A 12,773-nucleotide genomic window follows, 5' to 3' on the forward strand; every position below is an offset into this window, starting at 1 on the left:
CCGATGCCACTTTCGCTGGTGACCGAACTGAATGAACGCGACCGCCTGCTGCTACGGCGCTGCACGGAAGGGTTTTTGCCGAAGCGCATCTTCGACGTTCATACCCATCTTTTTCACACGCGGCACTTTGCCGAGGGCAAGGCACCGGTGTTTCTGGAACCTGGCCGGGGCTACGGTATGGCCGATTTCCAAGCGGCAATGAGCCGCTGGATGCCGGGCTGCGAGGTCGAGGGACTGTTTTTTGGCTATCCCAGCGCTGGCAATGACCGGGCCGGGGAGAACGCCTGGCTGCAGCAGGAGATCGGGCCCCTCGCGGCCACCTCTGCCAACCGCGCTCTGATGCTGGCCGCGCCAGGAGATGACCCGGCGGAGGTCCGCCGGCTGATCGAAACGAGCACCTTCATCGGCATCAAGCCCTATCGGCTCTATGCCGAGGTGGAAGATACGCGGGAGGCCCCTATCGAATCGTTTGCCCCGGAATGGATGTGGGAGATCTGCCACCACCATCACGGCGTGCTGATGCTGCACATCATGCGTGCCGGAGGAATCACCGATCCGGACAATGTCGAAAGCATCCGCCGACTCTGCCAGCGTTACCCCAAGTGTCGGCTGGTGCTGGCCCATGTGGCGCGTTCCTTCAACTATCGCCATGCCCGGGAAGGCCTGCATGTGCTGGCAGACCTGGACAATGTGGTGGTGGACACTTCTGCGGTGACACAAACAGGGGCCTTCCGTGCCGCCCTGGAGATCCTGGGACCTGGCAGGGTGCTGTGGGGCAGCGACTACATGGTGAGCGAGCTCCGTGGTAGCTGCATCAGCCAGGGCGATGGCTTCACCTGGATCCATCCGGAGGAAGACGCCGCCAAAGGCCTCAACATTTTTGGCGGCTACACACTGGTGGGTATCGAGTCTCTGATGGCACTCCGCGAGGCCTGCGAAGACACCGGGATGAACACTGCGGACATCGAGGACATTTTCCGCAACAACGCCCTGCGCCTGCTGGCACCTCACCTGCCCGAGACTGCGGCCATGCCTCCGCAAGCCCTGTGGGAGCATGCCCGGGCACACATTTCCTGCGGTACCGGCCTCATGTCCAAACGGGCGCAAAGTTTTGATCCCGTGAGTTGGCCCACCTACTTTCGCCAGGCCAGGGGCAGTCGCGTGACCGACCTGCATGGGCGTAGTTACCTGGACTTCACCGGCGGCGTGGGAGCCATTTTGTTAGGCTATGGAGACCCCGATGTGAATGCGGCGGTGAAACGACGCTTGTCGTTAGGCTCCTACTGCACACTCAATGCCCCCGAGGAGGTGGAGCTCGCGGAAGCACTGCTGGATCTGCACCCCTGGGCTGGCAAGGTGCGTTATGCACGTGGTGGTGGGGATGCACTCGCCCTCGGGGTGCGCATCGCCCGCGCAGCCACTGGGCGCAGCGGCATCGCCTTCTGTGGTTATCACGGCTGGCATGACTGGTATCTGGCCGCGAACCTGGGGGATACCAGCGCCCTTGATGGCCATTTGATTCCTGGACTGCAACCACTCGGCGTGCCGAGGGAGCTGCGAGGCACCGCTACTCCCTTCCGTTACAATGACTTGGCCTCGTTTGAAAAAGCTCTTGAGGCCCAAGGGGACAATCTGGCCGCCGTGGTGATGGAGCCCATGCGCAGCGAGGAACCGCGCGACGGTTTCCTGCAACGGGTGGCCGATGCCGTGCATGCCAGGGGTGGACTATTCATGGTGGATGAGGTGACCGCAGGCTGGCGCTTTGGCTTTCCAGGCGGCAGTGCGCGAGCGGGCGTGACACCCGACCTCGCCGTCTATGCCAAGGCCACCAGCAACGGCATCCCGTTTGGCGCCGTGATCGGTCAGGAAGCCGTCATGGATGCCGCCAATCCCAGCTTTATCTCCAGCAGCTACTGGACCGACGGCCTGGGAGCCGCCGCCGCGCTGGCCTGTGTGGGCAAAATGCGCCGGCTGCCTGTGCAGGCTCATGTGTGGTCTCTCGGCCAGCATTTGCAAAACCAACTGCGGCAGCTCGCGATGAAGCATCCTGGACTGGCCCTCAAAATCGGCGGCATGCCCTGCGCGCCGTCGCTGACCTTTGGCAACCCAGCCGCCAAGACGCTGATGATCCGCCGCATGCTGGCGCGAGGATTCATGATGTCATCCCAGCTCTACGTCATGTGGACGCATGACCAGGCGCAGGTGGACAAGATGCTGGCAGCCCTGGACGAAACCCTGGGCGAACTCACCCACCTAGCCCAGGAAAACCGGCTGGAGAACGAAGCCGGAACGGCTGCCCCTTCCGGCGGCTTTGCACGGCTCGCCTAACTTTAATTGCAATATTCATGAGCCATTTCACCTTGATTGATTACCTCCTCTTCGGCAGTTACCTGCTTGCTTCCGTCCTCATCGGCCTGCTCTTCGTGAAGGAGCAGCGGACCATGAAGGACTTTTTCCTCGCGGGGCGCAGCATGGGCAGCGTGGTGGTGGCCATCTCCGTCATGGCAGCCATGTTTTCCGGCATCAGCTACCTGGGTGGGCCCGCCGAGGTTTATGTAAACGGACTCGCCTTTGGCTGGGTGCTTTTCTCGTTCTTCATTGCCACCCCCATCACCACGATTTTCATCCTGCCCTTCTTCTATCGGGCGCGGTTCATCACGGCCTATCAATACCTGGAAGAGCGCTTTTCACTGCCTGCACGGCTGCTGGCTTCGGGCCTTTTTATCCTGCGGGTGCTGCTGTGGCTGGGTGCTGCCACCTATGCCCCTGCCCTCGCACTACAACAGGCCACGGGCCTGTCCCTGGAATTTTCCATCCTGGCCACGGGCATCCTGACCACCCTTTACACCATGATGGGCGGCATGAAGGCCGTCATCTGGACGGATGTGATGCAGTTCTGCGTGCTCTTTGGGGGGCAGATTGTGATCCTGCTGGTGGCCGTGGGTAAGATTCCCGGTGGCCTGAGTGAAGTCATTCATGTGGCCCAAACCCATGGCCAGCCCATGCCTTTGGCGAGTTGGGATCCCACGGTCCGGCTGACCTGGGCCAGCGTCATCCTCGGCGGGGCTGTTTTGAATCTGGTGCAGATGGCCACTGACCAGGTGGCGGTGCAGCGATACATGACAGCGAAGGATGTGAAGACCGCCCAGCGGGGACTGTGGTACAAGCTCATCGTCACCGTGCCGGTGCTGGGCCTCTTCTACGGCACCGGCTCCGTGCTACGGGCCTTTTACAACCACCATCCGGATCCGCTGGCAACGCACGCCATTGAAAAGGCGGATCAGATCCTGCCCTGGTTCGTCGTCCATGAACTGCCCCCCGGTCTGGCGGGCGTGCTCGTCGCCGCCATTTTTGCCGCCAGCATGTCCACCATCTCTGCCGGGCTGAATTCACTGGCTTCCGCCACCATGGTCGATTTCCAGCAGCGGCTGACGGACAAGCCTCTGCCTGACGATGAACGCCAGATCTTCCAGGCCCGCATGTGGACTCTTTTCTATGGAGTGCTGGTGGTCGCCCTCGCTTTCGTGGTCGGCCAGTTGGGAACGCTTGTCGAGGTGACCAACACGATCATCGGCCTCGTGGGCGGTCCTATTCTCGGCATGTTCCTGTGCGGCATCTTTATCGGACGCATCGGGCCAAAGGCGATTCTGATCGCCACGGTGCTTGGCTTTGCCGTGTCCTTGCTCGTCAAACTCAACACCGATATCTCCTTCGTCTGGATCACCTCCGTGGGTGCGGGTGTGACGATCCTCCTTTCCGGGGCCCTGAGTTTTATCTTGCCCGGGAGACCTGCCGTGGAGCTCGAAGGCCTGACCTGGCAGCAGCGAAACGACGACGCCTGATTTTCCTTCGCAACTTCTGGTCAGGCCTTTCGTTACATGGGCAACTCCACCTGGAGGCACCCATGAAAGCCCTTCACCTTGCCTTGTGCGCCCTGCTGCCCGCGTTCTGCGTCAGCGCCCAGACTGCCGCTCCGGACGGCAATTCCAACTTCCGCCTCTGGCATGACAGCCAGGGCCGCACGGTGGAGGCAACCTTTCGCGGAATCGAAAACGGCAAGATCTACCTGCAAACCCGGGACGGCCGCATGTTTGATTTTCCCGTCGCCAATCTCACGCCCGAAGACCAGCAAGCCGCCGCCGTCTTGAAACCTGAGGGGTTGGGCATCCAGAAAAATACCGGGCTGGCCCAGGCCGCAGCGATCATCGACAAAGGCGTCCTCATGGGGCTGCAAAAAGCTGGCCAGCAACCCAATGCCCTGGCCAGTGACGAACAGTTTATCCGCCGGGTCTATCTGGACCTTGCCGGGCGCATCCCCACCCGAGCCGAGGCCCTGGCCTTCATCGCCGATCCCAGCGCGGCCAAGCGGGCCAATGTGATCGACACCCTCGTCAACGACGACGGCTTTGCCTCCCACATGTTCAACTACTTCTCCGACATGCTGCGCGTGGCGGATGATGCGCAGAAGGCGAAGTTCTTCACCTACCAGGAATGGCTGAAGGAGCAGATCAACGCCAATCGTCCCTGGAACGAGATCGTCCATGACATGATGGTGGCTGACGGCAAGCTGCTCGACAACGGTGCCTCAGGCTACCTCCTACGCGACCGCGGCATGCGGCTCGACAACCTGAGCCTCACCCTCTCCACCTTCCTCGGCGCCAATGTCTCCTGCGCCCAATGCCATGACCATCCCTTTGCCGACTGGACCCAGCGCCAGTTTTATGAAATGGCCGCCTTCTTTGGCGCTTCGGACACCTACAACCGCAACCTCCCCCGTGGCATGATACGCGGCCTGAGGGATGAACTCACCCAGCAGCAGTTCCAGCAGGCACGGCGGCTCTTTGACGTGAATTCCCTGGCCATCCAGGACGGCAAGGAGAATGACATGACGCTGCCCGACGACTACAAGTATGAGGACGGCAAACCCGGCGAAGCTGTGAAGCCGAAACTCGTCATGTGGGGCAAGGATGACCGCCGCCTACGTTGCTATCAGGATGCCGAACTGGCCCTAAAAAAGGCGGAGGATGACAGCCAGCTCCGCGAGGTCTTCGCCAAATGGATGACCAGCCCGGACAATCCACGCTTTGCCATGACCATCGCCAACCGACTTTGGAAACAGGTCTTTGGGGTGGGCATCAAAGAACCCGTCACCGATCTGGATGATCCCAGTGCCGCCAGCAATCCTCTGCTCCTCCAGCATCTCGGCAACGAAATGGTGCGGCTGAAGTTCGACATCCGTGCCTTCATGCGCCTGCTGTGCAACACGCAGACCTATCAGCGCGAGGCGGTGACCCGCGAGCTGGCCCTGGGAGAGCCTTATTACTTCCCCGGCCCCATCCTGCGCCGGATGACCGCCGAGCAGGCCTGGGACTCCTGCGTGACTTTGGCCATTGGCGACAAGGTGGACAATTTCAAACTGAAGCGTGCAGAACCCTATCGCCAAGTGATGGCGCTGAATGTCTCCGAAATCTCACCGGCCCAGATCGTGGAAAAGCTGGCCGAGGTGCAAAGCATGCGCCGGATGGCCGATGGAGCCCTCGGCGGAGGTGGCAAAGGCGCTGCCAAAAAGAAAAATCGCCGCGCCCAGATGATGCAGCCTGCGACCGAAGATGAGGACGGCTTTACCCGCCCGACCATGATGGAGGGCCTGGCTCTGGCACGTGCATCTGAACTGCGGCAGCCGGAACGTGACGGCCATTTCCTGCGCATGTTTGGCCAGAGCGACCGCCAGATCTCCGACAGCAACACGGTGGAAGGAAGCATTCCTCAAGTGCTGATGCTGATGAACGGCGAAGCCCAAAATGTGCTGCAAAATCCCCAGTCACTGGTGCTGGCAACGGCCATGGGTGAGGCGGAAACCGCGAAGAAGGTGGAGTCGCTCTACAGCAGCTTTTTCTCCCGCAAGCCAACGTCCGATGAAATGGCTGCTGCCACGAAAGCCTTCGATTCGGGCCTCAGCTCCGCCGACCTCTGCTGGGTACTCTTCAATGCCCGCGAGTTTGTGTTCGTCCAGTAACCCGCCCTTCCGCCTCCATGAACACCGCCCTCCGTTCTCTCGATTCCCTTTCCCGCCGCCAGTTTGCCGAGCATGTGGCCAAGGCCGCCCTCGGGGTTACCCTGCTGCCTCACGTTCTAAAGGGACAGGCGGCGGCCGATCCCAAATCGCTGCCCGGCTTTGGCAAAGCTAAGAATGTGATCTGGCTGCAAATGATCGGCGGCATGTCCCACATTGATACTCTGGACCCCAAGGTTGGCGATTCGAAAGGCCCCGGAGACCCGATCACCACCAAGGCTGGATATCAGTTGGGAGGCTTCCTGCCAAAGCTCGCCAAAGACCATTCAGAAAAGCTGGCCATCATCCGCAGCATGACATCCAAAACGGGGGTCCATGCTTCAGGCCAATACCTGATGCGCACCGGCTATGAACAACGGGGCACCATCAAGCACCCGGTGCTGGGTGCCTGGGCGCAGGAACTGCTGGGCAAAAGCAGCCAGTCCCTGCCCTCCACGGTCTGCGTGGGCCGGGCCCCCGAAAGCGGCAACGGCTTTTTTTCTGCGGCTTTCAGCCCACTGCCGATTCACGATCCGGAAGCCGGCCTACAATATGCAGAGTTTGGCGCACCCAAGGAGATCATCGACAAGCGTCTGGCCCTCCTCAACCAAGTGGATGCAGGCTTTCGCGCCAAGTTCCACGACACCAACCTCAAGGCCTACAGCGACTTTTATGATGACACGCTGAAGCTACTGAGCACGGATGACCTCAAAGCCTTCCGGTTGACCGAAGAGGACAACGCCGCCCGTGAGACCTATGGCATGAACAAGTTTGGCCAGGGCTGCATGCTGGCGCGGCGCCTGGTGGAGCGCGGTGTGCGTTTTGTCGAAGTCGCCCAGGGTGGCTGGGACATGCACAATGACATCGCCGATGGCATGGAGGAGAACGGCAACCTCTTGGATACTGCACTGGCAGCCCTGCTGGCAGACCTGCAATCACGCGGCCTTTTGGAAACCACCCTGGTGGTGCTGTGTTCGGAGTTTGGACGCACCCCCAAGATCAACAGCCGCAATGGGAGGGACCACCATCCCAAGGTCTTCAGCACCCTGCTGGCCGGAGGTCCGGCCAAAGGAGGCACCATCTACGGAGCCAGCGACAAGGAAGGCAATTCTCCCGCCGACAAGCAGGTGACCATTCAGGACTTCCACAGTACTGTGGGTCACGCCATGGGGCTGGATGTGAATCAGATTGTGATGTCGCCCAGCAACCGACCTTTCACCGTGGGTGACAAGGGCACGGTCATCCCGGAAGTACTGGGATGAGGTCGGATTCTTCTTCCGCCTCTTGGTCATTGGGAGGGACATCTGGGCGGGCAAGCTTTGGAGCCAACAAGATGTCCTTCATCGAATGAAGTCGGTTGCCTTCGATAATGTCTTGGAGCGTGTATCTGTCCAAAGCACCGTAGAAAGCTCCCACCGCCTGGGCAAGTGCGCCTTTTAGGCCGCAGCAGCCATGAATGGGGCAGGTATTGGTGGAAGGATCAAAACACTCCACCAGAGGAACGGAAGTCTCTGTTTTCCGGACCAGCCGTCCGATCATGATTTCTTCCGGCTTCATCGCGAGTTCGATGCCGCCGCCACGCCCACGGCGGGTAGAGAGGTAGCCTTGTTTTGTCAGATTGTTCACCACCTTCACCAAATGATGACGGGAGATGTTGTAAGCGTCCGCAACTTCATGGAGCGGGAATGCACTGCCTTTCACTGCTCCAAAAAGCAAGACTCGGAGGGAGTAATCTGAAAAGAGGCTTAAACGCATAAATAACTTACGGCTTAAACGCGCCCAACAACGACACCCTCAAGTAAGGAGTTTGTAAGCCATATCCACAGCGCATTTAACCCCAAGACCAAGTAGAATAATTGTATTTTCAATACATTTCAAAACTTGAACACGCTCCCCCTCAGAGATCCTTTACAGGTAATCTTACAATGCTTTGCACCGATGAATTTGAGTTAGGGAGAAGTCCTGTCTGTAAATGGCTGGGTATGCCAGCCAGTGAGATCGTGAGCAGATTTCTATCAAGGTCTTTTCCGACATCGGCTGAATGCCGCAGCTACGGCCCCCAAAAAACGTCCGGCCCAACCATCGAATGATGGCAGGGCCGGAAAACCAGGACAAAGGCCAGAGATCAGGCTGGTGGGTTGCCGCTGCGTGACTCGTCTTCGCGGGCGAGTTCCTCCGTGGTCTTTTCAGACGCAGGTGCTGGCGGATCAACTTCAGGCTCATCCTCGGCCGGGACGGAACCTTGGTCCTCACCCTCATCCAGAGGTTCATCCATGGAAACGGTCTTCGGCGCCTTCTCGATTTCAGGCGGGGGCGCAGACGGAACGGCACGGGGTTTCTGATACTCGTCGTCCTCGTCTTTTTCGTCGTCGGAGAACCAAGGGTTGTAGTTCTCGTTGTCCCATTCATCGCCCCCTTCTTTTTCGAGCTCTTTCTGGTCTTTCTCCAGTTCGGCGTAGTATTCGGGGTAGGCTTCCTTGTCCTTCTTCTCCATGAAGTAGGCGAGGGTCACACAGATGGCGTAAAGGACATACAGAGGCCCGGACATGAGCATCAGCGTCAAGACATCCGGTGTCGGTGTGATGACGGCGGCAAAGAGAGTGATGGCCACCAGCGCGTGCCGCCAGGTGGACTTCATGATGCGGAAGTTCAGGAAATCCAGCTTCACCAGGGCCATGACAATCACCGGCAGCTCAAAGGCGATGCCGAAGACGAGGATGAACCGCGTGGTGAAAGTCACATACTCATTGAGAGCCCACATCTGATTGGCCCCCACGGAGGCGGCAAACTCGGAAAAGAAGATGAGCGCCCTGGGCAGCACCACCCAGTAGGCAAAAGAGGCACCGCCCAGAAAGAGACCTGTACCGATGGCAATCGCGGGAAAGATGAGTTTTTTCTCGGTCGATTTCAGCCCTGGAAGGATGAACTGAAGAACAAAAATGAGCAGCAGAGGGAAGGAGGCGATGACGGCCGCGATCAGCGAGACGTTCACTGCCATCATGAAGGGCCCTGCCACATCAATATTGATGAGCAGTTTCCTTGCGGCCTCGATGTCTGGCGCGAAGCCGGCCAGCACCATGGGATAAAGCAGGATGTTAAATAGCTCCTTGTAAAAAACGAAGGAGATGATGGTGGCGGCGACGAGCGTCATGCCCATGCGCACGAGCATGGTGCGCAGATCGTCCAGGTGATCGAGGAAGGGCTTCTCCTCATCCTCCTTGTTCAGGTTCATCGCGACTTTTTCGCGGACTTTGAAGACTTTGTTCAGGATGCCTTGCCACATATCAGGTGAAAGTTTCGGGGGGTTAGCTCAACGCCTCAAATCGTTCCCTTGGCCGCCATCCGCGCGAATAAGGCCAGTGTCAGAGCGTTGGTGATCTCATTGGCAGCGATCATCCTCCGCAGTTCTTCTGCACTGACTAAACGCACGTCGCTGATGTGCTCGCTTCCATCCGGTTCCGGACGGCTGACGACGCACACGGGCTTCGCTTGAAAGAGGTAAACGTGCTCGTCGGTGAATCCTTGCGAAGGAAGAAACCAACCGAGTGGTTCCAAGGTGCCGCCAGCTTCCAGAGCGTAGCCGGTTTCCTCATGGAGTTCACGCAGGGCGGTATCCACAACGATCGAAGGGGTGATCTCCGTTACAGGAACATCGATCTGTCCGGCGGGAAATTCCCAGAGGGTCTGCTGCACGGGCACGCGCTCCTGGGAAATGAGAACGAAAAGACCATCGGCCGTCATGGGGGCCAGGGCGACGGCGGCCTTGCGCTGCACGACCAGCCAGGGAACGGGCTTTTCATGGCGGTGGGGTGTCAGGCACTCCACTCGGTCCACACTGATGTGGGGATTGTCAAAAAGGCGCGTGGAACTGACTTTCTGCCAGCCATCCCGATCTTCCACCTTGAACAAGGGGAAGCTAGGTGAAGGGATGGTGGCTCCACTCATTCCGAGAGGGCCTCCTTCCAAAAGGTGATCTGCGCGGCAACATTCTTTGGGGAAGGTGCGCCGATGCCTTTGCGGGCAGCGAGGGCAGTTTCCAGATTCAGGCAGTCAAAAAGGTCCGCCTCAAAGGCTGGGGAAAAGGCCTGGTACTGCGCCAGCGGAATATCGGCAAAGGCGACTTTCTCCGCGAGGGAATGGGCGACCAGTTTGCCGATGACTTCGTGGGCCTGGCGGAAGGGCACGCCGTGATTCACAAGGTAGTCGGCCAGGTCCGTGGCCAGCAGCATGGGGTCGCTGGTGGCGGCACGGGTGCGGGTTTCATTCACCTCCATGCCGGAAATCATTTCCGCGAAGACGGCGAGGGCGGCTTTGATGGTATCCAGCGAGTCAAAGAGGGGCTCTTTGTCCTCCTGCATGTCGCGATTGTAGGTCATGGGCAGGCCCTTAAGCAGGGTGAGCAGCGCCATGAGATTCCCCACCAGACGGCCCGATTTACCCCGGGTCAGTTCCGCGACGTCCGGGTTCTTTTTCTGCGGCATCAGGCTGGAGCCGGTGGTGTGGGCATCACTGAGGGTGACGAAACCAAACTCGGCACTGCACCAGAGGATGATGTCCTCACTGAGGCGGGACAAATGCACGCCGCAGAGAGCGATGGAAAACAGTACCTCGGCGGCAAAGTCGCGGTCGCTCACAGCATCCATACTGTTTTGGGAAACGGTGTCGAAGTCCAGCAGGCTGGCCACGTATTCGCGATCCAGAATGATGGTGGAACCCGCGAGGGCACCTGAGCCGAGAGGCATGACATTGAGGCGATCATTCGCATCCAGCAGGCGCTGGGCATCGCGCTCCAGCATCTCCACATAGGCGAGAAGATGGTGAGCGAAGAGGACGGGCTGGCCCCGCTGAAGGTGGGTGTAGCCGGGCACGACGGCCGGGCCTGCGCGGTCAGCGGCCTCCACCAACGAGCGCTGAAGCTCTGCGACGAGATCCACAATTTCAGCGACGGCATCCCGAGTATAGAGGCGCACATCCGTGGCCACCTGGTCATTCCGACTGCGAGCGGTGTGTAGCTTGGCCCCGGCAGGACCGATGCGGCGAGTCAGCTCGGACTCGATGTTCATGTGGACGTCTTCCAGGGAGGTCTTGAACTCAAATTTGCCGTCTTCGATCTCGGCACGAATTTCCAAGAGGCCTTTTTCGATGGCGGCCTGTTCCTCCACGGTGAGGATTCCAGCCTTCAGCAGGCCTTTGGAATGGGCGATGGACCCACGGATATCGTGAGCGAACAGCCTCCAGTCAAAGGACACGGATTCGCCATAGCTCTGGACGAGCTGGCTGGTTTCTTGAGCAAAGCGGCCTTTCCACATAAACAGGGCGCGGAGAGTAGCGGCAATGTGTGCGGGTGCAACCCTGGAGCCACGTTCAACGAACGCCCAGAGAGGAAAAAAGCTTTTCTGGCGCGATCACAAGTCGGCCTCAAAACACCTTCTCACAGCCTTAACGGGCCAGGGCAGCGTCGTGCTCGGTCTTGTATTTGCACCCCCCTGTTTTGGCAAATTCATCGCAATGCGCCTGGATGCGCATGGCCTTCATCTGGGGCTGGAAGCCAAGACGGCGGGTAATGCAGTCGTGCAGAACGGCACTGTGATCGTCTTCAAACTCCACCACACGATCACAGTCCAGGCAGATGAGGTGATTGTGCTGGGGTTTGTCGAGGAAATTGGGGTCGTAATAGGTCTGGTCCCGGCCCAGGTCCACCTCGCGGAGGAGGTCGCAATCCACCAACAACTGCAAGGTACGATAGACCGTGGCACGGGAGACGGTGCGATCCAGCTTGCGGGCTTTTTCCAGCAGTTCCTCGGCATTGAAGTGGTCGTCGGTCGCAAAGGCAGCTTCGACGATTGTCTCACGCTGCTTGGTACGACGCAGGCCAGTGTTGGTCAGGTGTGCTTCGAGGCGTTCTTTCACTCGTGGGTCCATATTGAGAAACGTCTAGCCTAATTGAGACTGAACGCAAGCCAGGATCACATTTTGCTCTCATTGTTCGCATGATGTCTATTGAAGGCTCTCAGACACCCTATGCGCCTGCCTCTTACCACGACTCTCAGCCTCCTAGGCGTGCTGGCATGGCTGATTTGGGAACCCGTGGGCCTGAGAGAGTGGACGACGCGGCGGAAAAACAGCTCAGCAAGACCTTTGGACCCCGCTTTTTTGCGGCTGAGCGCGGCTGACAAGGCGCGATTACCCCTCGCCATCCGGTTTGACCACCCCATGGGCACGGCGCATGGTGCCTTCACCTACAACGCCCAGCCTTTCCGGATTTCCCGCCATTTGGGCGATGACCTGAACGGTATTGGCGGTGGAAACTCTGACTTGGGGGATCCGGTCTTTGCAGCAGGGATGGGTCAGGTGGTGTATGCCGGGGTTCCAGGTCCGGGCTGGGGAAACATGGTGATCCTGGCCCACCGGGTGACAGATCTAGAGGATGCGAGCCAGGAGCGTGTCTACCAAACTGTGTATGCGCACTTGGACAAGATTCTGATCGCGCTAGGACAGGTCGTGAATCGGGGAGAAAAAATTGGCACGGTGGGGACGGCCGATGGACAGTATCTAGCGCATCTGCATTTTGAAGTGCGTGAAGGGCCGTATGTCAATCCAGGACAGGGTTATGCGGATGCACCGCTGAATCGAGTCTCCCCAGAGGCCTTCATCGCTCAAAGGCGTGGGGCTCCGGAAGAGCAAATGAATGCCGCCCCGAAACTGAACCCTTGATAAAGCG

The 12,773-nt window shown here is 59.2% G+C and carries 10 protein-coding genes; 5 read left to right on the forward strand and 5 right to left on the reverse strand.

Going from position 1 to position 12,773, the window contains the following annotated elements; translation table 11 throughout:
- Positions 1 to 3: 3 nt before the first annotated feature.
- The 4 genes from ABEB25_RS04170 to ABEB25_RS04185 all read left to right on the forward strand — a co-directional run bounded on the left by ABEB25_RS04170 (position 4) and on the right by ABEB25_RS04185 (position 7,314).
- A complete protein-coding gene (locus ABEB25_RS04170) occupies positions 4 to 2,328 on the forward strand; it encodes an aminotransferase class III-fold pyridoxal phosphate-dependent enzyme (protein ID WP_345735123.1) in 2,325 nt (774 codons plus the stop codon).
- A gap of 17 nt (positions 2,329 to 2,345) precedes the next feature.
- A complete protein-coding gene (locus ABEB25_RS04175) occupies positions 2,346 to 3,842 on the forward strand; it encodes a sodium:solute symporter family transporter (protein ID WP_345735124.1) in 1,497 nt (498 codons plus the stop codon).
- Positions 3,843 to 3,904: 62 nt separating this feature from the next.
- Positions 3,905 to 6,016: a DUF1549 domain-containing protein gene (locus ABEB25_RS04180; protein WP_345735125.1), complete on the forward strand. Its 2,112-nt coding sequence runs from the start codon at positions 3,905 to 3,907 to the stop codon at positions 6,014 to 6,016.
- 17 nt (positions 6,017 to 6,033) lie between these two features.
- Entirely contained in the window at positions 6,034 to 7,314 is a 1,281-nt protein-coding gene (locus tag ABEB25_RS04185) for a DUF1501 domain-containing protein (protein ID WP_345735126.1), read from the forward strand.
- Here ABEB25_RS04185 and ABEB25_RS04190 read toward each other — a convergent pair.
- From ABEB25_RS04190 to ABEB25_RS04210, 5 genes are all read right to left on the reverse strand, one after another.
- Positions 7,292 to 7,807, reverse strand: a complete 516-nt coding sequence (locus ABEB25_RS04190; protein WP_345735127.1) for an RrF2 family transcriptional regulator — start codon at positions 7,805 to 7,807, stop codon at positions 7,292 to 7,294. The genes ABEB25_RS04185 and ABEB25_RS04190 overlap by 23 nt on opposite strands.
- A gap of 370 nt (positions 7,808 to 8,177) precedes the next feature.
- Positions 8,178 to 9,335: a twin-arginine translocase subunit TatC gene (gene tatC / locus ABEB25_RS04195; protein ID WP_345735128.1), complete on the reverse strand. Its 1,158-nt coding sequence runs from the start codon at positions 9,333 to 9,335 to the stop codon at positions 8,178 to 8,180.
- A 35-nt stretch (positions 9,336 to 9,370) separates the two neighbouring features.
- The gene (locus tag ABEB25_RS04200) at positions 9,371 to 9,997 is read right to left on the reverse strand and encodes an NUDIX hydrolase (protein WP_345735129.1); all 627 of its coding nucleotides are present in this window, start codon (positions 9,995 to 9,997) and stop codon (positions 9,371 to 9,373) included.
- Complete coding sequence (gene argH, locus ABEB25_RS04205) at positions 9,994 to 11,361, reverse strand: argininosuccinate lyase (RefSeq protein WP_345735130.1); 1,368 nt, start codon at positions 11,359 to 11,361, stop codon at positions 9,994 to 9,996. Before argH ends, ABEB25_RS04200 begins: the two co-directional genes overlap by 4 nt.
- A 130-nt stretch (positions 11,362 to 11,491) precedes the next feature.
- Positions 11,492 to 11,962: a Fur family transcriptional regulator gene (locus ABEB25_RS04210; RefSeq protein ID WP_345735131.1), complete on the reverse strand. Its 471-nt coding sequence runs from the start codon at positions 11,960 to 11,962 to the stop codon at positions 11,492 to 11,494.
- 111 nt (positions 11,963 to 12,073) lie between these two features.
- Here ABEB25_RS04210 and ABEB25_RS04215 point away from each other — a divergent pair, with 111 nt between their 5' ends.
- The gene (locus ABEB25_RS04215; protein ID WP_345735132.1) at positions 12,074 to 12,766 is read left to right on the forward strand and encodes a M23 family metallopeptidase; all 693 of its coding nucleotides are present in this window, start codon (positions 12,074 to 12,076) and stop codon (positions 12,764 to 12,766) included.
- Positions 12,767 to 12,773: the final 7 nt, after the last annotated feature.

It is taken from the genome of Prosthecobacter algae, assembly GCF_039542385.1.
Taxonomy (GTDB): domain Bacteria; phylum Verrucomicrobiota; class Verrucomicrobiia; order Verrucomicrobiales; family Verrucomicrobiaceae; genus Prosthecobacter; species Prosthecobacter algae.